Origin of the sequence: Alteromonas ponticola, from assembly GCF_012911815.1 — a bacterium.
Lineage (GTDB): Bacteria > Pseudomonadota > Gammaproteobacteria > Enterobacterales > Alteromonadaceae > Alteromonas > Alteromonas ponticola.
Window position 1 is genome coordinate 421,771 of record NZ_JAATNW010000003.1, and the last position, 22,963, is coordinate 444,733.

At 43.8% G+C, this 22,963-nt stretch carries 26 protein-coding genes; 14 read left to right on the forward strand and 12 right to left on the reverse strand.

Going from position 1 to position 22,963, the window contains the following annotated elements; all coding sequences use genetic code 11:
• Positions 1-34 precede the first annotated feature (34 nt).
• Genes HCJ96_RS06800 through HCJ96_RS06810 form a run of 3 tightly spaced genes read right to left on the reverse strand, consistent with a single transcriptional unit; the run spans position 35 to position 1,545 of the window.
• On the reverse strand, positions 35-478 hold the full coding sequence (locus tag HCJ96_RS06800) for a flavodoxin (protein ID WP_169210276.1): 444 nt from the start codon (positions 476-478) through the stop codon (positions 35-37).
• Between the two features lie 16 nt (positions 479-494).
• Positions 495-1,223 (reverse strand): pseudouridine synthase, encoded by a 729-nt coding sequence (locus HCJ96_RS06805; protein ID WP_169210277.1) that lies wholly within the window; start codon positions 1,221-1,223, stop codon positions 495-497.
• On the reverse strand, positions 1,216-1,545 hold the full coding sequence (locus tag HCJ96_RS06810; protein WP_343034671.1) for a YqcC family protein: 330 nt from the start codon (positions 1,543-1,545) through the stop codon (positions 1,216-1,218). The genes HCJ96_RS06805 and HCJ96_RS06810 overlap by 8 nt, the downstream gene beginning before the upstream one ends.
• A 148-nt stretch (positions 1,546-1,693) precedes the next feature.
• Between HCJ96_RS06810 and HCJ96_RS06815 the strand changes: the two genes are divergently transcribed.
• Together HCJ96_RS06815 and HCJ96_RS06820 are read left to right on the forward strand one after the other, a co-directional pair.
• Entirely contained in the window at positions 1,694-2,746 is a 1,053-nt protein-coding gene (locus HCJ96_RS06815) for a DUF3549 family protein (protein ID WP_169210278.1), read from the forward strand.
• A complete protein-coding gene (locus tag HCJ96_RS06820; RefSeq protein WP_169210279.1) occupies positions 2,743-3,048 on the forward strand; it encodes a DUF3301 domain-containing protein in 306 nt (101 codons plus the stop codon). The genes HCJ96_RS06815 and HCJ96_RS06820 overlap by 4 nt, the downstream gene beginning before the upstream one ends.
• Positions 3,049-3,278: 230 nt before the next feature.
• On the opposite strand, the gene HCJ96_RS06825 is transcribed toward HCJ96_RS06820, so the two are convergent.
• From HCJ96_RS06825 to HCJ96_RS06835, 3 genes are all read right to left on the reverse strand, one after another.
• Entirely contained in the window at positions 3,279-3,434 is a 156-nt protein-coding gene (locus HCJ96_RS06825; RefSeq protein ID WP_169210280.1) for a hypothetical protein, read from the reverse strand.
• Positions 3,435-3,778: 344 nt separating this feature from the next.
• A complete protein-coding gene (locus HCJ96_RS06830) occupies positions 3,779-4,426 on the reverse strand; it encodes a GNAT family N-acetyltransferase (RefSeq protein ID WP_169210281.1) in 648 nt (215 codons plus the stop codon).
• Positions 4,427-4,682: 256 nt separating this feature from the next.
• Positions 4,683-5,045 carry a DUF3192 domain-containing protein gene (locus HCJ96_RS06835; protein ID WP_169210282.1) on the reverse strand — a complete coding sequence of 121 codons (363 nt, stop codon included), beginning with the start codon at positions 5,043-5,045 and terminating at the stop codon, positions 4,683-4,685.
• A 206-nt stretch (positions 5,046-5,251) separates the two neighbouring features.
• Here HCJ96_RS06835 and HCJ96_RS06840 point away from each other — a divergent pair, with 206 nt between their 5' ends.
• Entirely contained in the window at positions 5,252-5,545 is a 294-nt protein-coding gene (locus HCJ96_RS06840) for a hypothetical protein (protein ID WP_169210283.1), read from the forward strand.
• 1 nt (position 5,546) lies between these two features.
• Here HCJ96_RS06840 and syd read toward each other — a convergent pair whose 3' ends face one another.
• The gene (gene syd, locus HCJ96_RS06845) at positions 5,547-6,104 is read right to left on the reverse strand and encodes a SecY-interacting protein (protein WP_169210284.1); all 558 of its coding nucleotides are present in this window, start codon (positions 6,102-6,104) and stop codon (positions 5,547-5,549) included.
• Between the two features lie 111 nt (positions 6,105-6,215).
• Between syd and queF the strand changes: the two genes are divergently transcribed.
• The 7 genes from queF (at position 6,216) to HCJ96_RS06880 (ending at position 13,786) form a co-directional block, all read left to right on the forward strand.
• Positions 6,216-7,064, forward strand: coding sequence for an NADPH-dependent 7-cyano-7-deazaguanine reductase QueF (queF, locus tag HCJ96_RS06850; RefSeq protein ID WP_169210285.1), 849 nt, complete (start codon positions 6,216-6,218; stop codon positions 7,062-7,064).
• Between the two features lie 59 nt (positions 7,065-7,123).
• The gene (locus HCJ96_RS06855; RefSeq protein ID WP_169210286.1) at positions 7,124-8,629 is read left to right on the forward strand and encodes a GGDEF domain-containing protein; all 1,506 of its coding nucleotides are present in this window, start codon (positions 7,124-7,126) and stop codon (positions 8,627-8,629) included.
• Complete coding sequence (gene ppnN, locus HCJ96_RS06860; protein WP_169210287.1) at positions 8,629-9,993, forward strand: nucleotide 5'-monophosphate nucleosidase PpnN; 1,365 nt, start codon at positions 8,629-8,631, stop codon at positions 9,991-9,993. Before HCJ96_RS06855 ends, ppnN begins: the two co-directional genes overlap by 1 nt.
• Positions 9,994-10,072: 79 nt before the next feature.
• On the forward strand, positions 10,073-10,447 hold the full coding sequence (locus tag HCJ96_RS06865) for a DUF3192 domain-containing protein (protein ID WP_169210288.1): 375 nt from the start codon (positions 10,073-10,075) through the stop codon (positions 10,445-10,447).
• A 5-nt stretch (positions 10,448-10,452) separates the two neighbouring features.
• On the forward strand, positions 10,453-12,090 hold the full coding sequence (locus tag HCJ96_RS06870; protein ID WP_169210289.1) for an HDOD domain-containing protein: 1,638 nt from the start codon (positions 10,453-10,455) through the stop codon (positions 12,088-12,090).
• Positions 12,091-12,372: 282 nt separating this feature from the next.
• On the forward strand, positions 12,373-13,380 hold the full coding sequence (locus HCJ96_RS06875) for an isocitrate dehydrogenase (RefSeq protein ID WP_169210290.1): 1,008 nt from the start codon (positions 12,373-12,375) through the stop codon (positions 13,378-13,380).
• Between the two features lie 94 nt (positions 13,381-13,474).
• A complete protein-coding gene (locus tag HCJ96_RS06880; RefSeq protein ID WP_169210291.1) occupies positions 13,475-13,786 on the forward strand; it encodes a ComEA family DNA-binding protein in 312 nt (103 codons plus the stop codon).
• Between the two features lie 36 nt (positions 13,787-13,822).
• Here HCJ96_RS06880 and galU read toward each other — a convergent pair whose 3' ends face one another.
• From galU to wecA, 5 genes are all read right to left on the reverse strand, one after another.
• The gene (gene galU / locus HCJ96_RS06885) at positions 13,823-14,716 is read right to left on the reverse strand and encodes a UTP--glucose-1-phosphate uridylyltransferase GalU (RefSeq protein ID WP_169210292.1); all 894 of its coding nucleotides are present in this window, start codon (positions 14,714-14,716) and stop codon (positions 13,823-13,825) included.
• Entirely contained in the window at positions 14,713-16,062 is a 1,350-nt protein-coding gene (locus HCJ96_RS06890; protein ID WP_169210293.1) for a UDP-glucose dehydrogenase family protein, read from the reverse strand. Before HCJ96_RS06890 ends, galU begins: the two co-directional genes overlap by 4 nt.
• A 56-nt stretch (positions 16,063-16,118) precedes the next feature.
• Positions 16,119-16,976, reverse strand: a complete 858-nt coding sequence (locus HCJ96_RS06895) for a glycosyltransferase family 2 protein (RefSeq protein WP_169210294.1) — start codon at positions 16,974-16,976, stop codon at positions 16,119-16,121.
• A complete protein-coding gene (locus HCJ96_RS06900) occupies positions 16,973-17,794 on the reverse strand; it encodes a glycosyltransferase (protein ID WP_169210367.1) in 822 nt (273 codons plus the stop codon). Before HCJ96_RS06900 ends, HCJ96_RS06895 begins: the two co-directional genes overlap by 4 nt.
• A gap of 154 nt (positions 17,795-17,948) precedes the next feature.
• Positions 17,949-19,013, reverse strand: a complete 1,065-nt coding sequence (gene wecA / locus HCJ96_RS06905) for a UDP-N-acetylglucosamine--undecaprenyl-phosphate N-acetylglucosaminephosphotransferase (RefSeq protein ID WP_169210295.1) — start codon at positions 19,011-19,013, stop codon at positions 17,949-17,951.
• 456 nt (positions 19,014-19,469) lie between these two features.
• Here wecA and HCJ96_RS06910 point away from each other — a divergent pair, with 456 nt between their 5' ends.
• From HCJ96_RS06910 to HCJ96_RS06925, 4 genes are read left to right on the forward strand one after another with little or no spacing between them, the layout of a single operon-like run.
• Positions 19,470-19,658 (forward strand): hypothetical protein, encoded by a 189-nt coding sequence (locus tag HCJ96_RS06910; RefSeq protein ID WP_169210296.1) that lies wholly within the window; start codon positions 19,470-19,472, stop codon positions 19,656-19,658.
• Between the two features lie 27 nt (positions 19,659-19,685).
• Positions 19,686-21,527, forward strand: a complete 1,842-nt coding sequence (locus tag HCJ96_RS06915; protein ID WP_169210297.1) for a polysaccharide biosynthesis/export family protein — start codon at positions 19,686-19,688, stop codon at positions 21,525-21,527.
• Positions 21,528-21,529: 2 nt separating this feature from the next.
• Positions 21,530-22,309, forward strand: coding sequence for an ABC transporter permease (locus HCJ96_RS06920; RefSeq protein ID WP_169210298.1), 780 nt, complete (start codon positions 21,530-21,532; stop codon positions 22,307-22,309).
• Positions 22,306-22,959, forward strand: a complete 654-nt coding sequence (locus HCJ96_RS06925; protein WP_169210368.1) for an ABC transporter ATP-binding protein — start codon at positions 22,306-22,308, stop codon at positions 22,957-22,959. The genes HCJ96_RS06920 and HCJ96_RS06925 overlap by 4 nt, the downstream gene beginning before the upstream one ends.
• Positions 22,960-22,963 lie beyond the last annotated feature (4 nt).

Here is a 22,963-nt window from a genome sequence, read left to right on the forward strand (position 1 = left end):
CGAATGCCGTGGCGGTTGCGTATTTACACAGAACCTAGACCAACTTATCCTTGATCCCCGCAACCCAGTCCATAACCATCTGTTCAGGCTCAAAAGTCTCCAGTGCATCGACCTTCAGCATTTCTGCCACGGGTTTAGCCTGAAGCTCACTCAGAAGTTCCTGAAAGTGTTGACCTCCACCACAAAAGGTATCGTAACTACTGTCGCCTAATGCTGCTACCGCAAAGGGCTTGTCAGTTAACAGTGGAAAGCTGTCTTTCAATTCGGAATGCACAAATTCCAGATTCGGCGGTATATCGCCTTGCCCGGTTGTGGAGGTGATGACTAAAATTGCGCCGGCCTGTTTAAAATCATCAACCGACGGGTCAGTAAACAACTCACACTCTATCCCATCACTGGTGAGCATGTTTGTCACTTCTTCCGCTACGTGTTGTGCATTGCCGTATACGCTGCCTGCAAATATATGTAACTTTGCCATTTACTGCCCTAAAAATTTATTGTTTAAACTGTTGCCAATTGGTGAGCAACTTTACCATGTCTGCGTGTGGCTGACACGAAATTGAAATAATTCGGTTCGTCACTGGGTGTAAAAAAGAGAGTTTAGTGCAACTCAACGCCAGATGTTCAAAACCAAACTGCTGTCGCAGAAATTTATTCTGTTTACCATCACCATGTGTCGTATCGCCAATGATGGGATGCCGAATATGTGCCATGTGGCGTCGTAGTTGGTGCTTACGTCCTGTAACCGGGTGTAGCTGCACTAGCGAGAATCGCGCATTATCATAGCGACCGACTGGCTGGGGAATTATGAATCTGTCTATACTTTGATATTCACTGCAGGCGGGTTGTGGTGTGTTATCCAATCGCTTGCCCTTGTCCGCGTATTTATCCCGCTTGAATGATAAAGTGTAATCAATCAGCCCTGCTCCGCTCACAAAGCCTCTCACAATTGCCGTATAGTCTTTTTGTACCTGCTTTTGCATCCACTGCGTGCCTATTGCACTGACCAGGTCTGGAGAAAACGCAAACAGCAAAATTCCGGAGGTGGGGCGATCCAACCGATGCACAGGATATACGTAGCGACCCACTTGATCACGCAGTTGTTGCACCGCAAACTGGGTTTCGCGTTTGGCAATGGGGCTTCGATGAACCAGCAAGCCGGGCGGTTTGTCTATGGCAATCAGACTGTCATCCTGATAAAGAATGCGTAAAGGGTCAGTCATTTCCAATGTTCCCGGAGGCGTTGGCCGCTACCGTTTGGTCAATCTCAGTCAATACTTTCTGGATCGCCACTTCATCGGCCAGCCAAACCTGTGCTGCCGGACTTATCGCAATCGTTGCGGGCAAAGGTCGGTGGTTTAATATCAATGCTTTAAAGCGCGGAATGAATATAAACTGTAACCATTGATTAAAGCTGAGTGAATCGCAGGCGAAAGGCTCGGTACTGGCCAATGCGGCTGCTGAAGGACGTTTGTTCGACCACAGCCCCCTATGTTTCATTTGCGCTTCCAGGCTATCGAGCAGAGGCAGTATTTCGTCGTACACGTCATCTCCAGCAATATAAAAGCGCAAGTATAATACTATTCAGCAACAATGTGTGCTCACATCAAAGTGAATTACTATAAACGGCATTTTTATGCGTTTACTGATAGAATATGCGGGATTTTAACCGCAACGTCAAAAGGGGGTCACGTTGTCTTCACCAGCAGAGATCAATTCCATCAGTGAATTTTTGCTTCATGCAGGAACCAACTTTCAAGTGTTCGATATGGGCCGGGGTATTCAGGCGATTCCTACCCAAACCTTTTTGAATTGGGAGAACGCAGGTGAAGTCATTCCTCGCCCGCGTCAACAACACGCCTGGTTTGGCATCGTATTCTGGCAAGGGGAAGCATCTCAGCATCACTATATCTGGTTTATAAAACTCCCTGTTGACGAACGCGGTCTATTGGTAAGTGCTGCCCGCCATCATTTTCTTCAGATTGTCGTGGAAGCGCTAGGTGAAAGTCTGATTAGCGGTGACCAAAAGTTCGAGTTACCGGACAATCCCTATGTGTTTCAGCCTGCACAGTCACTGATGGCCCAGTTTGGTGCAATGTGTCGCAAAACGCTAAAGTTACCAGCTAGCAAAGACAGCCACAAAGTAGTCGACTTCATAAGACAAAAAGGGAGCCTGGATTGGCAGGCATTATCTGTGCAAGGCATTGCCGATACCTGTTTGCGCCTGCAGGAATTCAATATTGAAGATTTACTTTGTACGCATTTTGACAACTACCCGAAGCAAGTTAAACAGGCGATTTTGACGTCACTGGAGAACACCCCACTCACCGATGCGCTTTTTAATATGCTTGAAGTGGAGCTAAACAAGCACGACGAAGCGACATTTTACGCCGCTTTGCAAGGGCTGCACACAGAATTGGCTTCAGCCAGATTGCAAAATATTATCTCATCGGTCCTTACAGACGATGCGGCGATTGATATGGATACGCTGAGTATTTTGGCCGCGCGACACTACAGCCAGTTTACTCCTGACATCACAAGGGAGTTTCTGACGAAATGTGCACACGTTGATCAACAGAAGCAGTATAACGGCGAGCTTTTTGCCGGCTTTTTTGCCGACCTGGTCCAGCTACCCGCGCTTAGAGCCTCTGTTCTGGCATTACTAAGAAGCCCTGAACGCAGCGAAGTACTCAGTCAGGCAATTGGAAAACTATTTAATCAGACCCAGGGAAAAGCAACGCAATGAGCCTGGGTGAATTAATACTGCTACTCATCCTAATGTTTGTGGCATTTCAGTTTTGGCGAATTCGCAGTATTTCTGAATCAGCACACACCTATGTTTCACATTACTGCCAGAAAAATGCACTACAGCTGCTTTCCCTATCGAGGAAAAAAACGCGAATTTCAACCAAAGCAGGGCCTTTGGATTGGTATAGTGAGTTCGAATTTGAGTTTTCTGGCACCGGAGATGATCGCTATACCGGCTCTTTTGAAATGGTTGGAAAGAAAGTGGTAAGTACCTATACCCCTGCCTATAAGGTGAATTAATTTTTATTGGCAAAGCTAGGTAGGTGGGTAACCAGCTTTAAAAAATAAAAAAAAGCGGTAGGCAATTCTACCGCTTTTTTCTATGAATTTTGAGCGTCCTTCTCAGCGTTCCATTGCGACTAAAATCATCCAGATTAAAATCCATATACGCCCCTTTCCTTCTTATCCCGCAGCATCCTGTGCGAGCTACTCATCCTTAAGCAGATCCCTTTCCCTTATTCCATTCTAAACTACCCATCCTGACAGTAGTATTCTTCATCCTGAAGTGGTCCGCGCTTACCTTCCCTGTTACATCCATGCTTCCACAACTTGCTGCGATTCACTTCACAGCGCCCCCATCCTGAAGGTGTCCTGTGCGCACAGTCCCATGCGCTTTCCTTTTCCATCAATCTCCCTATCACCCGACATCCCGTCGTGGTATTCTCATTCCTTGAGTTGTCCCTCCGAAGTATCCGTTTGTCGTCCTGACTCGTCGTGTTTCCTTGTGACATTATCTATATTAGTATCTGCCCAATTTTCTGCGACCCACTTTTTTAAAAAAATTTCATCTTACAAAACTGGTAAAATTAAAAATATTTAATAATCATCAAGTTAAAATTTATGACCCAGAAAACGTCAGCGTTTTAATATAAATTTCTTACAACTTTGTACGACATGTCTTACATCGAAGGGAGAATTTGAGGAGCGGTGAAAAGGTGCTTTGGCGTTGCAAAACATCTTCCCAGGGGTTTCAGGAAGGTAATTTACGGCGAAACATAATTTGACCTGTAATATGACCAACCTCTAAGTCTTCTATGAAATCATAGTGGCCGTCGGCAAAAAATGAAAGGCATTTTGGAAGCGTAACGTAAACGCCAACCCCTTCACTTTTAACATCTTCGTTAAGTACACTATCGATTGCGCCCATTAATACGTGTCCTAAACCGTGATGCTGGTGATCAGGATGAACTGCTATAAACGAGAGCATATGGAAATTTGCAGCGGGCATTTTATCGCGCACGCGTTCTTCTTTCTCTAACATCTGACGCGTACCGAATAAACCGGCGGTAAGCAGCATTTTCAATCGCCAGTGCCAGTACCGGCCTGCACCGAAAGCCACGTCAGGACAGGTTAGACAGGCTACAGCCAGTAAACGCTTGCCTTCGAATAATCCGATCATTGGCTGTTTGGCAACCCAAAATGCATTCAGCTCCTCTCGGATAGCCGAACGAAGCCTGTTTTCGTAACCTTCCTTCTCAGCCTGAAATATGTTGATGAACAGAGGATCATCAAAGTAGGCGTTGTATAAGATTGAGGCTGCGACCTTTAAATCATCGGCCGTAAGAAAAATCGCTTTAATGTTGTTAATGTCTAACTCAGCGAGGGCAGCGTTTGGCATTGGCTTTCCTTTATTGATTCAGTGCCGATGGCGCATTTATCGGATATAAAACTGAGGCGGTCAGGTAAGATAAAGTTTGTTATGTTCACAGTGCCGCCCGCAATGTTAACCAGATGTTAAAGCTAATAATCACTATAGAGTTGTGTGCGGGTATTGTCCACAGCAATTACGCGCTCGCTCTAGAGGAAATGACAAAAAATGAAAATAAAAAATCCCTCAACCAGGAGGGATCCGTCGGCTATGCTGAAACGATAATTTAAATTTCGGTGTACGCTTTGTCTCCCCAGCCAATCAAGCGACCATCGCGAAATACCAGCGGTGTACATTCGTCTTTTGACGTAATGCCATCGTCCATCGTGCGCTGGGTACGATAGTAAAGAACTCTCACTACACCGTTTTCTTTTTGGTGTAATTCATTAAAATCAGCCACCCCCATTCTGCGAACGACCGACTCATATGCCATGTCGCGTTCAAGGTTAGCTATGTGCTTGCGATTATTGTACTCACGATCCTGCCAGTCTGAATTGTAGCCGCTGTCTCCATCGCCACCCACGGAAATTACACAACCGGATAAAAATGCTGGCGCTGAAAGTGCTAACAAGAGTGGAAAATATTTCATTATCTGTCCTTACGTCATTATTTTCCATTAGCTAAACAATTTTAAGGCCAACTTTTAAGCCTATGATTTACATATAGTTTTAAAGAGTGGGCAAAAAAGACATTCGTCAAAATATTAATGTTTTAGTCATACTCGCCATAATGTAGTGGATTGACTGTCGCCCATGATGCATAGTTGGCTGAATTATTCTGTCAGGCATTTCATTCGTGAACAATAACAACTCCAGCACTCAATCACTACTGGCGATATGCCAGCAGCTCCATGATAAAGGTATCAAACCAACAGCGTCATTAATCAGAGCGAAAGCAACATTTCAAGTTGATATTGCCCAGGCAATATCAGCAGTTCGCACATTTCAGTCAGGCATTGAGCCGGCAGCGGTTAAGCAGCCTGAAGTTGTGCTTGATCCTGTTGAGCGAATTACCCAGCTTGAGCAGCGCGTGGCCGAACTAGAGGCAAAAATGCTCAAACTGGAAAACATTCTGGCAGACTCTGAATAGTTTATCTTACTTGTGGTGCAGCTTCTAACGAGGCAATAAAGGCGGACAAAGATGGCGCGATTACGCGTATGGCTGGTTTACCAACGGGCTCAAGTACAACCTTGCCGGATTCGTTTTCCACCGACAACATGTAGTCCTCTTCATCAGTAAGTGCAAAAAATAAGGTGACCGGCTGCTTTAGCCGACGCTTCATCAGAACGTGGCCAATCAAGTTTTCCTGTAGCCGATTGAAATCATCAAGGTTCCACACCTGCAGCAGTTCACACCCTCCATCAGGCGCCTTCGCTAGTATGTTGTTACTGAAATAATGCGTAAAATAGGCGCAAAACAGGGGATCAAGTTTGAGCTCTAGTGCGTTTTCAAGGTGCGAAAAATCACACTCACCTTGCTGTGCTACAGGGGCCCATGCTACCACTTCGCCTTCTTCAGCATGTTGCTGGTAACATTGAGATTGCCACTCAGTGTCATACTCAATCGTTAACGATTGCCCATGTTGCTGACTTAACTCGACGGTCTGTTGAATTAATCTCTCTAACTGACGTTTAATGTCATCTGACATATAATAATGTTCATCATTGGGAAAACCATTAACTAACCCTAGCAAATTTTGTGTTTTCTGACATCCGTACTATGCAGTTAAAAACACCCTGAAAGAGAAAATTCTGTTTTTATGACCAATAAGCAATCGCCTGCCCCATTTACATTACCGACGCATCTGACATTAGGTAAAACCGTTGGTTACGAAAGTGTTTATAATTCAGCGCTTTTACAGTCAGTTCCACGCACCCTTAATCGTGATTCCCTGTCAATTTCTGCTGATAATCTTCCATTTCATGGAGAAGATATCTGGACCGGATACGAGCTTTCATGGCTGTTGCCCTCTGGCAAACCACAGGTGGCCATATTTGACTGCTATGTTCCTGTCACTTCACCTAACATCATCGAATCGAAGTCTTTCAAGCTGTATCTTAACAGTTTTAACCAGAGCCGATTTGAGTCAATTGAAGACGTCCGGACTACGCTGAGTAACGACCTGAGCCGGTGTGCGGGTGCACCAGTTCGAGTTAACATTTATACCCCGGATGAATTCAATACGTTGCAGTTCGCTCACTGGGAAGGCACTGTTCTGGATGACCTTGATATAGAAGTACACGCTTACCAACCAGACACATCATTGTTAAAAACATCAACCTTGAACGTTAGCGAAACATTGATCAGCCATCTTTTAAAGTCGAACTGCCTGATCACTCAGCAACCCGATTGGGCAAGCATCTTGATTCGTTATTCAGGCGAGCAAATCGACCATAAAGCGTTACTAACGTACCTGATCAGCTTTCGCCAGCACAATGAATTTCATGAACAATGTGTTGAGCGTATATTTTGTGATCTGATGTCGCATTGCAAGCCTAAGCACCTTACCGTGTTTGCGCGTTACACCCGTCGCGGTGGACTGGATATCAATCCATTTCGCTCTAATTTTGAAAATACGTATAATAATCATCGATTAGCCAGGCAATAGGCAGTATTCTGCGTTAATGTTATAAAAACAGCTGTCGGCTAAATCATTAAAGGAAGTCAATGGAAGAGAAGAGTTTGCAGTCGTTAAAGCAGCACAGCGAACTACTTGCGCAGTTTATTATTCGTCTTTCCAAGTTTTATGAAGGGTTTTCTCCTGATATAGACAACGAATTACAAAAGTTGCGTGGGCATTTATCCGGGAGACCCGACTTTACACTCGCTAATGTCAGCGTAAATAAATTGAACAAAACCTTACGTATAGCGGACCTGACTGTACGTAAGTACACAGCTGATTCACTTGCGCAGTGGGAAGAGGCGGTCAAAAAGCTGCAGCACAGCTTGATCGATGAGCCTGCTTTAACCAAAGAAAGCGCGAAAATTCTTATTTCACTTAATCAGCCAGTGCAATCGCTATTTGTACTGCAATCCCTGTGCAATAAGGTTTTGGGATTATTTCAACAGGTTATCAAAACCGATTCGAATAATGCAGACATCTCGAGCATAACTTCAGCACCGGCTTTACATCAGGCTATATCGGATGAGTTAACTCAGTTAATAGAGTCCTACGCCAATAAAAATAGCGAAGATGATCAACTTCGCGCGCTTAGACATAAACTCAAGCAGGGCATGACAGAAGACGAATTGTTACAGTCTTGCATCGTCATCATTCGCCTGGTGGTGCAGGACTCTCTGTCGGAAGCCAATATATCCGGTAAAGTTATTCAAAGCCTGCATCAGGCGTTAGGTGGTATTCACGAAAATATCAGCCAAAGCATTGAACAATCACAATCTAATTTTGAAGCGCGCCAGTCCAGCAATCGTGACATCAAGGCCAAACTTGATTCTATTGAGGATCAGCTCCGGCAGGCTGAGTCGCTGGAAAAGCTCAAGCAGCAGGCGCAAAGCTACCTGAGCAGCATGGCTTTATCCTTGTCAGAGCGCGAAGAAGCAGAGCAAAGGGAACAAGCTGAACTCATGACACTGCTCAGTGCTATGCGAAACCAGCTGGTTAATTTGCAAAAACAAACGCAACAGTATCGAAGAAAACTTGCTGAGCAGATCGTTTCTACCCAAACCGACGCACTGACTAAACTAGGTAATCGAAAAGCGTATGATGAGCGCGTTGAAAAAGAGTGTCAGCATGCAATTGACACAAACGTCCCGCTGGCACTTGCTGTGATAGATATCGATTACTTTAAATCAATCAACGACAAATTTGGTCACGCAGCGGGGGATAAAACCCTGCAAATTGTTGGCAAACACCTGAAGTCGTTAATCCAGCCAACCGATTTCATTGCGCGGTGGGGAGGTGAAGAATTTGTGGTATTGTTCCCTGCAACTAATGCAACCGAATTGAAGAGTAAACTGGAGAAAATACGAATTTCGTTATCCAAACTCCCGCTAAAGTTTCGCGAACAGAAAATTTCGCTGACGGCTTCCTTTGGAGGAACCTGCTATCGCGAAGGTGAAACCGCCGCCGCGATGTTTGAACGGGCTGACCGCTTACTCTATCGAGCAAAACATTCAGGCAGAAACTGTGTAATGATTGATCAGGAATTTATTTAATGAAAAAAGTGCAATTAAATCCCGTGGGATGGATGAGCCAGCTTTCTCAGGTGGAAGTCGCTAAATTAGAAGATACCACCAATAGCGCACTCTACGACATGTTTCGCAACTGTTGCCTGGCCGTACTGAACAGCGGTGTTGATGAAGACAATTACGAGATACTCTTCGCCCCCTATGACGATTTTGACGTCAAATTGGTGCGACGGGAACGAGGGGTAAAAATTGAATTAATTAACCCGCCTGAAGTCGCCTTTGTTGATGGCAAGTTAGTCAGAGGCGTGCATGAGCACCTTTTCGCGGTTTTGCGTGATTTACTTTATATGGGCAACAAATATGCTTTTGTGCATAAATCAGCACCTCTTGACGGCATCAATATCTCAGACATGGTGTTCGACATGCTGCGTCATGCCCAGGCCTTAGAAGGTAATGACAACCTGAATACCATCGTGTGCTGGGGAGGTCATTCTATTAAGCAGCACGAATACAAATACACCAAAGAAGTTGGCTATCAAATGGGGCTGCGCAAATTAAATATATGCACCGGTTGCGGTCCCGGCGCCATGAAAGGCCCGATGAAAGGGGCCGCTATCGGCCATGCCAAACAACGCTACAAAGAGGGCCGGTATATTGGTATTTCAGAGCCTAGTATCATTGCCGCTGAGCCGCCCAATGCAATTGTGAATGAATTGGTTATCATGCCTGATATCGAAAAGCGACTGGAAGCATTTGTCAGAATCGCACATGGCATCATTATTTTTCCGGGCGGAGTAGGTACGGCAGAAGAACTGCTGTATTTGCTGGGCATATTGATGAACGAAAAAAACGCGCAACAACCGTTCCCGGTAATTCTCACCGGACCGGCGGGGTCAGAGGCCTATTTCGCTGCCATTGATGATTTTGTTGCAGCAACGTTAGGTAAAAAAGCCCAAAGCAAATATCAGATCATAATTGATAACCCGACAGAAGTCGCTCGCAGCATGCGTGCAGGTCTTGACAAAGTGGAAGAATACCGACGAGCAATGGGCGATGCGTTTAGCTATAACTGGTCGTTAAAAATCGACGAAGCGTTTCAGCATCCGTTTGTCCCCACACATGAATCAATGGGCGCGCTGGCATTACACCGCGATCAGCCGGTTGCTGACCTGGCAGTAGTACTTCGCAAAGCGTTTTCTGGCATCGTGGCAGGTAACGTTAAAGCTGAAGGGATCAGACAAATTAAACAACACGGGCCTTTCAAGCTTACTGGTGAAGCCGAACTTATGGAGCGAATTGATAACATGCTACAATCATTTGTCGCCCAGCAGCGGATGAAACTGCCAGGTTCAGAATACGAACCCTGTTATACCATCCGTCAGGGTGATTGATGAATTTTGTTACGATTTCAAACTATTTAATTTTTCAGATTAAGGTAAACTTCCGTTAATTCTGAAACGGGCGACTCTGATGAATAGTAATGTTTTTAAATTAATTGTATTAGGCGCCAGTGCTTACGCATTATTTGTTTTTCTGGTTATTTCGTTTTATCCAGATAAACCTGAAAATATGGACTGGAAAGACCGCGAAGAATACAACAAAGTACAAATTACCAAATTGCGTTTGGGCAGTACCCTGGAAGAGGTGCTTGCGTTGTTAGGCTCACCAGACATAACCGAAGCGAGAATGGAAAAAGGCAGTCCCATTCAGGTTATGTTTTACCGCACTCACCACGTTCGAGCAGACGGTTTGACCACCCTTGACGAATGTACTCCCCTGCTTTTTGAAGGGGATAAACTGATTGCCTGGGGTGAAGGTGCATATCAAAGCTTTCAACAAACGTAGATTTTGTGTTTGACTTTGATGAGCAACGTTTGCTTCAACAGTATCAGCAATTGTTTCAAACGCCACAAAATTTCTGCACTAAGGCGTTTGTAAACAAATGCCTGGCCGTAGCAAAGCAATTGCTGGAATCTGCGCAACAACAACCTCAGCTCGCTCTCGCGCTGCTTACCTCAAGGCAGGTTGAATCGTCACCTGTCCCAGAGTGTCTGCGCGGAGCACTATTTTTAAGTGTAGCCACACGGCGCAATAACTTTAACGATCACTTTGCTCAGCACCTTATCGCTAGTTTTTTGTGTACATTTGTTGTGATGTACGCGAAAGAGAAAAACAATGATACCGTCGAATTAAAGCCATTGGTTAACTTCTGTCAGTCGCTGGGATTATCGATCTGGAAAGAAACCCTGCGGATTGCCATATTATTAACCCGCAGACAAGCTTTTCGACATATCTCCTCACCCAAACTATCGTTTCGCCAGCAATATTTACTTGCAGCCTGTGTCGTTGCCAGACAACTGCCGCAAAAAGAAATGCTCGCAATATTTCGTATTCTGACTGATTCGGCGTCGCCTGCATTACAGGATGTCATTGGCGAATGGGCTCAGTTTCCAGGCGTCTGGTTACCGGGCAGGGTAATCAATGTAGGCGAAAGTACTGCGGTAATATTGGCTCGCGAGAAACGCAAACTTGCATTTTTGCCCCTTCCAGTCAGCACGCAGGTAATCAAGTGGGCGAGCGTCAATGAAGTCTCGCTGCTAAGGTCTCCCCAGACCGTCGACTTTAAGAAGATAAAGCAATGGACTGACAATGTTGGCTTAAACGCACATTCAACTAACTGGCCCTATTCACCCTCTTTCGCGCTCAATCGCCCACCGGCAAAGCTTCTCAAGATCATTGATTTATTGAATGGATCGCAAACAGATATTTCGTTGCTGTGTGAACAGATTAAACAGGAGCCGCTATTAGCGCAATTTTTAAAATCAGCGGCAACTCACGACAACAGAATGAATTTACCCGTCAATGATGTCAAACAAGCGGTGTTGACGTATGGCATCGAACGGGTTGGCGACATGCTAGTCCAACAAGCGTTAAATCAGCGGCTGAATCAAAAGCAGTTTCCCATTTCAGCACTTTGCCAACGATTACTTTCTCTGTCGTCCAATATCGCGGCGCACCTCTGTTATGAAAGTGATTCACCTATAACACCGCAAAATGCATCTTTGCTAATGACCTTTGCCCTGGCACCGATATTTTCGATACCCGCATTTAAAATTGCGTTGAACTGGCGCCCCGCTGCAACGCTATTGTTCTCTGTTGATTCACTGGTACCCTCAACGAACGAATCAATACGGCATCAGGCAGTGCAACTGATGAACGGCTGGCATCAAAGCGTAAATTTACAAATGGCCGTCAAATCGTCCAATCGCCTACCCGACCAGTGCCATCCAAAAATTCGTTATGCGGTTTGCATAATGGGTTTGAGCTTATCATTAGCAAGACAATGGTTGTGGAACCCATCTCACTTTTGCGAAGTAACCGAGGACTTTGACTATCAGGCAAAACGACTTCTGGGTGTGGATGGCGCGCTTTTAAGCAAGCTTCAAGAACAATTAACCCAACAAATTTGGTTGCCTATTAACCGCTGACACCGCATTTGCTTCAAATTTGGGCTGCGCTGGCATTAATAGCTAATCAATCTGCATAAAAATTATAATTCTGGCGCCATGGGCTAGGTTTCAGCGTCGGGTTTAGATAGAATACACACCAATTTTGCTCGTGCTTCCTACGGACGCGTCTTCGCGTGTTACATCATATTGATGTGGGGTCAGGCGTTGCACAGCATTTCATTAAAACCAGCAATGTTACTTGATTCCCCAGTACGCTGGATTACCATTTATTCAGAAACATTTAATAAAGGATAATTCCTAATGTCGCAACAACGCGTAACTGTCATTCGTGGTGATGGTATCGGCCCTGATATTATCGATGCTACAACCCAAATCTTAGACAAAGTAGGCTGTAATTTCGCTTACGATTATGCGGATGCAGGGCTTGTCGCACTTGAGAAACATGGGGAGTTGCTTCCTCAGGAGACGCTAGATTTAATTGCAAAAAATAAAGTCGCGCTTAAAGGACCCCTAACTACGCCGGTTGGCGAAGGGTTTACCTCAATTAATGTGAGCCTGCGCAAACAGTTTAAATTGTACGCAAATGTACGCCCGGTGCTGTCATTTAAAGGCACGAAAGCCCGGTACGAAGATATCGATATTATCACCGTACGCGAAAATACGCAGGGCATGTATTCCGGTTTGGGCCAAACCGTATCCGAAGATGGCAATGAAGCTGAAGCCATGAGCAAGATCACTCGCGAGGGTGCAGAAAAAATTGTGACATTCGCATACGAGTTAGCTCGTCGTGAAGGTCGTAAGAAGGTTACCGCAGTACACAAAGCCAACATCCTGAAATCCACGTCTGGTTTATTCCTGAAGGTGGCCCGTGAAGTCGGTGAGCGCTATCCAGATATCGAATCAACCGAAATGATCGTGGATAACACATGTATGCAGTTAGTGATGAATCCGCACCAATTTGATGTCATCGTTACGACTAATTTGTTTGGCGATATCATTTCTGATCTGTGTGCTGGCTTGGTTGGCGGTCTGGGCATGGCCCCAGGCGCAAACATTGGTGAAGAGTGTGCCGTTTTTGAAGCGGTACACGGGTCAGCGCCGGACATAGCAGGTAAAAACCTGGCGAACCCAACATCAGTCATTCTTGCTGCCATTCAGATGCTTGAGTATCTGAAAATGGCCGATAAAGCTGAAAAAATCCGCAGTGCATTGAAAGATGTCATTGAAAGCGGTGACCGCACTACGCGTGACCTGGGGGGCGAGCACGGCACCACCGAGTTTACTCAGGCAGTTTTAGACAGGCTATAAAAACCTGTACATAAACTGATCTGGTCACATTTTTTTCCTTGGTTAAGATTTACGTGTACATGTGTACACAACTAATTTTGACCAAGGAAGAAAAATGAACAAACGACTACCCACTATACTTCTCTCTCTTTCCCTTCTATCGGGAATCGCTATTACACCTGTCGTTGCGACCCCGCTTGAAAATGAAACGTCAACCCGTATTGCGGTTGATTCAGTGCTTGACCTGAATACGGCCAGTCTGGAGCAGTTGGAAGCGCTACCGGGCATTGGTGCCCGCAAGGCACAAGCAATCATTGACTATCGGGATGAAAAAGGCCGATTCCTGGAAGTAGAGCAACTGACGGAAGTAAGAGGGATTGGTAAGAAGATGCTGGAAAAAATCGCTGACAAAGTCGAAGTCAGATAAAAAAAGCCGATAGCGCAGTGCTATCGGCTTTTTTTCTTAACCATTTAGCGTTGCTAAATAGGCCTTAAAATCATCTTTAAGTGCTGGATGGCGCAACGCATATTCAACGTTTGCCTTCATATATCCCAGTTTTGAGCCGCAATCATGACTCTTACCTTTCATATAGTAAGCATCAACCTGTTCAAGTTTCATCAGTGAGTCAATCGCATCAGTTAACTGAATTTCACCACCCGCTCCAGGAGGAGTAAATTCCAGCAGATCCCATACTTTTTCAGACAATACATAGCGTCCTACAATGGCTAAATCTGATGGGGCTTCATCCAGACTGGGTTTCTCAACCATACGATGAATTTTTGCTGACTCACCAGGTTTAATTGAGGCACCTTCCAGGTCGACAATACCAAACTTAGTAATATTTTCTTTCGGAACCTGTTCTACCATAACCTGACTGACTCTGGAGGTGTTAAATTTCGCCACCATGTCCGCTAAGTTATCTTTTCGAGGATCACTGGCTGCATCATCAATGATGACATCAGGCAGCACAACTGCGAAGGGAGCATCACCCACCAGAGGTTGGGCAGATAAAATGGCGTGACCTAGTCCATTGGCGTGACCTTGCCTGACATGCATGATAGTAACGTCTTTAGGACAGATAGATTTAACTTCTTCCAATAACTGCCGTTTAACCCTTTTTTCCAGCGTCGCTTCAAGCTCAAACGAGGTATCAAAGTGGTTTTCGATACTGTTCTTACTAGCATGAGTGACCAGAATAATTTCTTTTATTCCGGCTTGAACACATTCTTTAACAACGTATTGAATCAAAGGTTTATCCACCAGAGGCAACATCTCTTTTGGAATCGCTTTGGTTGCGGGGAGCATGCGCGTTCCTAATCCGGCTACCGGGATTACCGCCTTTTTAACCTGACTCATTTTTCTTCATATCCTTTTACTGACAAACCTCTGCCGATGGCATAGTACGCTAATCCATATTCCTTCATACGTGAAGGCTCATACAAATTTCGACCGTCAAACACCACAGGCTGTGTTAGCTTATTCTTTATTAACTCAAAATCTGGCGCTCTGAACGCCTGCCACTCGGTACAAATGACAAGACAGTCTGCATCTGACAGCGCTGCTTCCTTCGTACCCATCAACTTTAGTTTTGATTGATCTGCATAAATTCTTTGTGTTTCTTCCATCGCTTCAGGATCGTAGGCTTGGACATACGCTCCGGCATCCCAAAGTTTTTCCATTAAAACCCGGCTTGATGCTTCACGCATGTCGTCCGTGTTTGGTTTAAAAGCAAGCCCCCAAAGCGCAATAGTTTTGTCCTGCACATCATTGTTGAAGTGTTTCATGATGTATTCAAACAACTTTTCTTTTTGCGTATAGTTTACTGCTTCAACCGATTCTAAAATTTTTGCCTGATAGCCGACCGAGTTTGCGCTGCGAATTAACGCTTGTACATCTTTAGGAAAACATGAACCGCCATATCCGCATCCAGGATAGATAAACTGATAACCTATTCTTGGATCAGAACCTATCCCACGACGCACGTTTTCGACGTCTGCACCAAAGCGTTCAGCCAGATTAGCAATTTCATTCATAAAACTGATTTTGGTTGCCAGCATGCAATTTGCGGCATACTTGGTTAGTTCTGCACTACGGATATCCATGGTTATCACTTTATCGTGATTCCGGTTGAAGGGCGCATAAAGTTCACGTAACTTAGATTCTGCTTTAGCACTGCTAGTGCCCAAAATAATGCGATCCGGGCGCATGCAGTCATTTACAGCTGCACCCTCTTTTAAAAATTCAGGGTTCGAAACCACATCAAATTCTACCGTTTTACCGTTGCTCGATAACACCGATGAAATTTTTGCACTAACCTTATCTGCTGTACCTACCGGTACAGTCGACTTGTTAATCACGATTTTATATTTCTGCATATTAATTGCGATAGTTTCCGCTACCGCAAGGACGTACTTCAGATCAGCAGAGCCATCTTCATCAGGGGGCGTTCCTACCGCAATAAATATGAGATCGCCGTGGTTAACGCCTTCTTCTGCATCCGTAGTAAATGTGAGACGACCTGATTGGTAATTGGATTCAACGAGCGGTGTCAATCCTGGTTCGTAAATGGGGATTACGCCTTCCTTGAGCTTTTCAACTTTACGTTCATCAACATCTACGCAAACCACTTCATGGCCAACTTCAGCTAAAACGGCAGCTTGCACTAACCCAACGTATCCTATTCCAAATACTGTTACTTTCAATTTCTTTCCTTACTCATTTAAATGCAGGCAAAAATGACGAATGCGACGCCCAAGGTCTATAGACGAATTTTACCGGAACGGTTCATTATTCCGTCGCGAATTCCCATCACTGTGTACTTACCACGAATTTGCCCTTCGGGAAATAAAAAACGGTTGACCAGCCATCTAACCGGTAAAGCCAACAAATTCTTCACTTTCCATCTTAGGGGTACATACCCCCTCCGGCAAAGTTTAAGCACATTTCGTACCTGATAGTATAATCTAATTGGTGCACCGCGTTTGAAAGTAATCCCCAGATAGGTATGCCGGGCGTCGCCCTGCTTGTGAAACATAGGAATATCTTTCGCCATAAGAATACAAAAACCCTTATTTCGTGCTCGCCAACACCACTCGTGATCAACGCCATCAATAAACAACGTTTCGTCCTTCAGGCCGATAGTGTCCAGATGTGTGAGCAGCATCAGCATTCCCGATGCAATTATCTGATTGACCTGGATAACATTACTTCCCTGCTGTAGCTGTTTGAAACGGGGAATTTGCGCAGTATTGTTAAAACCACAAATAACAGTAGGGCCAATAGCGGCTACGGAGGGATTACGTTGCATTTCCGCTTCCAATTGATTCACAAGGCCTAAAAGAAGTGCGTGGCTCAAATGACTGTCCTGATCGAATACGAAAGCGGCATCGAAAGAAGCTGTTTTTAAATTAACAATGCCTGCGTTTTGCGCGGCAGCGATGCCTACATTTTCAGGAAAGTGAAGATAATCGGCATGTTCAGGTACAATTCCGGCATGACTTTCAGCAGAATTATCCACTAATACTGTGTGAATATTACACGCAGTCAGCGCCTCTACCATCTCTAGAAGATGCGGTGTGTCGGGGTTGTAAAGAATGATTATGGCGCCAGTTTTCAATGCTTTAAAAACTTGTCTAAAAGGATCCGATCTAATTTATAGGCAGCTTTCACAATTTTGGATGGCATCAATCGCAGGGTCAGTACTCCACAGGCATAGATGACATTCAAAATGGTAAAGCGTTTTAATTCTTTCATCGCCTGAAACCTGGCTTTAAACTCATTGATAGACTTAGAAATACCCCTGCGTTTATAAAAATTGTTAACCCGTCGAAAAGACAACAATTTATCTTTCAGGTTTCTGAATACGTAGCCCTGTCTGGCTAAGGCAATCCAAAAAAAGTAATCCTGTGTATTCTTCAGGTTAGCGTTATAGCGATTGCCATCTCTAAATACAGTGTATCGTATCGTAACGGTTGGATGGTTCATTGTACAGCGACGGGGCAACATGCGGACAATACGCTTATGCGAAGTAGGCATAACGCGTTGCCCTACCCTTCTGCCGCTTTCATTAATTTCTTCCAGCGCAGAACCAAGAATCGCGATTTGATGATGTGATTTCAGATAATTGATTTGTCGACTCAAGCGATTGGGATAAGCGACATCATCGGCATCCATGCGAGCAAAGAATTCAGGCTGATACTGTAAGCCCCATTCGATCGCGTAGTTCATCGCCGCTGCCAGCCCATTATTGACCGAGCATTTGGCAAGCACAATGCGCTCGTCAGTTTTACAAAATTCGTCGAGCAAGGATTGAAGGGATATGCTGATTTCGCCATCTATCACGATAATAAAGGCAAAGCGCTGATATTCCTGACTTAAAATACTATTAACTGCCTGTTTGACCCAATGCTCTTTATCGTGTTGATACACCGCCATCGCAACGACCGTCTCAACAGCATCGCTGTTAATCTTTTGTCTGAGTATTGAATATTCTGCGAGAGGGCTTTTTGTCACAATGTGCACATCGTTAGAAAGGTAGGCTTTAATTTAAAATTTGATTAAACAATGCTAAATGATTTCGTTCAGAAACTTAAGCATGGATAAACTTTTTGAAAAGTCTGATCACTGACCAGATATTCTGGATGATAAAGCTATAGACAATTAACAAACCGACAAACGCAGCAAACATAATTGATTCTGGTACCTGATAAAACTCTCCTAGGATGCCAATAACACAATAACAGAATCCCATCGCCAGAATCGCTATTAAAGCCTGAGTAGAACTTAACCCCGCTCGCATAAAGATGTTATGCAAATGCTTTCTATCAGGGCGAAGTACAGACTGCCCTTTCATTGCGCGACGATACATTATCGCTGCCATATCCATCAGCGGCAAGCCAATTAACCATACTGCCGTTATTGGCCTGAATGCTGGTTGGCTAGCTTGAGTGTGATCGACCAGTAGCCACACAATTGTCAATCCGACAAACATGCTACCTGCGTCACCCATAAAAATCTTGTTTCCTTTGAAGCCTTTCCAACTGAGGTTAAATGCAAGGAAAGGAACAATCGCCGCAACGATAATTAACGGCTCCATGACAGCATTACCGTTACCTGTGGCGAGCAAAAAGCCGACTACGGTTAACAAAATGATTAAGCTCATGCCACCCGCGAGACCGTCGATTCCATCAATCATATTAAACGCATTGATGACTCCGACTACACAAACTATCGTGAAAAAGTAACCACCCAGACCCAGCGATATATTACCAATGCCAATAATATCACCCAAGTCGGTAATGTAGTTTTGGGCACTCCATGCCATTATCGCCGCCACACCAAATTGACAGACAAGGCGACCTTTTGCACTTAAATCGAAACGGTCATCCATCATACCCAAGAGTACGATGAAGGCAGAAGCAGTAAAGAAGAGAGGATTATTTTTCATCCACACATCGGTAACGATACTCGCAACCAGTACCGCCATAAAAATAGCTACACCACCGGTAAGCGGAACCATACCAGTGTGTTTTTTCCGGTAGCTTGGCTGATCAACTAAACCAAATTGATGCGCTAACGGAGTCATCACCACTAACAGCACTAATGCAACAAAGAATGCTGTAAAGAGTGGGACAAATTGAAAATAATCTAACATACCTAACTGTAATCCTTACTTCCCAGTGTTACTGCATGCCGCCGAATAACTAACCCGAACGCTTTACAAAGCCTAATTAGAACTTAGAAACATTCACTTGTTTCAAAAAGCATTCAAATTTCCAAGCATTTCATGAGTAGGACATACTTAAACGCGCATATGATAATAGACAACGTTGAGTATGACTAGCCTAAAGTGCAAAAAATACTTAGGTTAATCTACAAACTAACTTCTATAAGTTTTTAAAAAAGTAAGATATGTGGTTTACTTCCACTATGTTATTCTAAGCGATAATAGCTCAAATATAATAAGTTATTTATGTATTCTAATTATCCTGTAGCACTTGTGTGCTCAACTTACTTATTGCTGCTATCAGCATGCGCAGCGCCACCACCACGCGTAAATGCCAATATACCTATGGTTTCCTCTTCTGATAATATTATTAGAGAGACTTCGATGCAGAATACCGAAAAAGGATGGGCTGCGCCTTCGATAATGCAACACGATGAATCTATTCAGGAATTAACTCGTTATGAATCCGCATCCGGGCTAAATTGTGTTATTGCTATGACAAAAGGCAATAATGAGAAAAGTCATTTTTGTTGGAAAAATGACAGGTGGGTTGAATTAAAAGCGTTGAATTAACAATTATCTATTAAATACAATTTACACATGAAAAATTTTATAAGTGCACTTATTTTCTTGTTAGCCACGTCTATCGTTTTTGACTCCTTTGCTCAGTCCTTGGAGCAACTGCAGGCGCTCAGAGGTCAATCACAGAATCAATCACAGGACCAACTTCAGCAACAATCTGGAAATTCAGCTCAAGAAGGTCTACCAAACCAGGTTTCACCATTTGAATTATCGTCGAGCGTAGAATTGCCTCAAATGCAAATGAATGGAACAAGTTTAGGTCGTTTTAATTCTAAGCCGCGCAGCGGAATTTATTTGCCAGGTGAGCCCACCTATCAATCTGTGTTCCCATTGCGCCAATCTCTTCTCGCCCCCCCTTTCGCCGCCAATTTGTTTATAGGTGGTTTCGAGTCTGAGCGAACAACGGGTATAAACGAAAATTACTTGATTGCGCCTGGCGATAAAATTTCAGTCTGGATGTGGGGCGCTGCAAATTACTCTTCAGTCGCTACAGTTGACAACCAGGGCAATATATTTATTCCAAATGTAGGTCCAATTCCTCTTGCCAATGTCCGCGCGAGCAATGTGAATGCTATTGTCCAAAGTAGGATTCGTGAGGTGTATACCAATGAAGTTGAAATTTATATTGATCTGCTCACCGCCACACCAGTTTCTGTGTACATTTCTGGGCCTGTTGTCAGACCCGGTCAATATGCCGGACAGGCATCCGACAGTGTGCTGTACTATTTAAGACGGGCGGGTGGTATCGACTTTCAACGAGGCAGCTTCCGTAACGTACAAATTATCCGCGAAGACAAGGTGGTCTCAGAAGTTGATTTATATGAGTTTGCCAAATTCGGTAAGCTACCCGAGCATCAGTTTCAAGACGGCGACATTATTTTAGTCCGGCCTATAGGAAAAACGGTTACTGTGGAGCGAGGTGCAAAAAATGGATTTACATTTGAGTTTGACTCTTCTGAATTAACTGGAGCAAAACTCAGTACATTTGCAATGCCCGACGATTTTTCCAATCACGTTGCTATTACAGGTTTACGAAATGGTGAACAGTTCGCCCGTTATCTTACTTTAGAGCAATTTGAAAATATTGAGTTAGAATCTGGTGACGTCATTGAATACATGCAGGATCATGAAGAAAACGTCTATCGTGTGAGTGTCGCAGGAAGCTTCACGGGTCAGTCACAGTTTATTGTCAATAAAGGAACGCGCATAAAACAATTGCTAGACTACATCTCTGTGACCCCGGGTCTATCAGATACTAGGAATATATATCTTTTGCGTGAAAGCGTCGCTGATAAGCAAGCAGAGATCATTGAAGCCTCTTTGCAACGTCTTGAACGCAGCATTTACACTGCTCCGATCAGCTCATCCGGAGAAGGTGCAATTCGCGTACAAGAAGCTGGACTTGTCTCTGACTTTATTGAAAGAGCCCGAGAAGTCGAACCATTGGGAAAAGTGATTATTTCAGAAGAAGGAAACATTGCAAACATATTACTGGAGCCAAATGACACCATATTTATTCCTGCAGCAACGGATCTGATCCATATAGGGGGCGAAGTTCTGGTTCCCCAGTCTGTAGTTTATAACTCCGACGCAGACATGGAAGACTATTTGGCATGGGCGGGAGGTTTTACTCAACGAGCTGATAGCGATCGTATATTGGTCATTAAGAAAAACGGTAATGTTAAAATATCTTCTCTAGATTCGAGCTTTTGGTTTAGCGGAAATGGAAACGTCGATATCGAAGCAGGCGATCAAGTAATCGTATTACCTTCAATTGAAATGAAATCCTTACAGGCAATCAAAGATATCACGCAAATAATCTACCAAATTGCCATTGCTGCAAATGTAGCGATAGATTAACTATGAGTTCATTTTCTGCACAAATCAGAGGATGGAAAACCGTCATATTTGCTCTTTTTTTAAGAGAGTGGCAGAGTAGATTTAATGACAAATTAGGACTGAGCTGGGCGTTTATTGAACCCGCTCTCTTTATTCTAGTTCTCTCTTTTGTCAGAGGTAAGGTGTCAGGTGGTGATGTTCACTCTATTCCTATCTTCATCTTTATGCTGATAGGAATGATTGGGATACAGTCATTTTTAAGTTCCCTTAATAGTGTATCAACAGCGATAAAAAAAAATAAGCCATTATATGCATTCAGGCAGGTTCATCCTATCTCTGCGGTAATTACTTCTGCTTTTTTAGAGTTCTCTATAAAAACTGTTGTTATCGTATTATTGTCTCTCGCTGTGTATTTGATGGAGATGCCGTACTCATTTGACAATCCGGTACTGTTAATCGGTGTTTATCTATTACTTTGGATATTTTCAACGAGTATCGCGCTGATTTTCAGTATCGGAGCCGCGTATGTTCCTGAAATCGATAAGATTAAAAACTTTATCTCTCGACCCATGTTTTTCATCTCCTGTGTATTCTTTAGTCTTCAAGATATTCCGACCGCTTACTGGCATTATTTCAACTGGAATCCTGTGGTCCATTTTATTGAGCTTGCTCGATATGCATGTTTCACTTCCTATGGTAAAGCGGGTGTAAGCCTGGAGTACGCCGCTATGTGCTCATTAGTATCGTTGTTTTTTTCTCTTTCCATTTATCACCTTACATGGAAAACAATTCTCTCAAGATGATTCAAATAAAATCACTTACAAAAAGTTACCCCAGTACCCAGGGACGGCAGTATATCTTCAAGGATCTAAACTTTACATTTCCTACCGAAAGTAATGTTGCCATTTTAGGAAAAAATGGGGCAGGTAAATCTACACTTTTTAGAATGCTTGCGAAAAGTGAATATCCTGACAGAGGCCAGATCATCACGCGTAAGTCGATGTCCTGGCCAGTTGCGCTTCAAACAGGAATTCATCCTCAAATGACAGGACGAGAAAATACTCGGTTTATCGGTAGAATAAATCATGTTCGTTCACTAAGTGAGTATGAAAAGAAGGTGCAGGAATTTGCCGAACTAAAAAATAAATTTGATCTTCCAGTTAAAACCTATTCATCTGGAATGCGCGCCAAATTAGTTTTTGCTTGCTGTATGAACATAAACTTCGATATTTATTTGATAGATGAGGCAACTTCTGTAGGCGATCCTCATTTTAGAAAAAAAGCTAGAAAAACTCTGAAAGATAAGGCAAAGCAGGCTGGCGTTATCATGGTTAGTCATGAAATAGATCAAATAAGAGAGTTTTGTACTTCTGCTGTGATTATTAAAGATGGCCAATTAAAGTATTACAAAAATTTAGAAGAAGCGATTGAAATTTACACTGGCGAGAAGTAGTAAA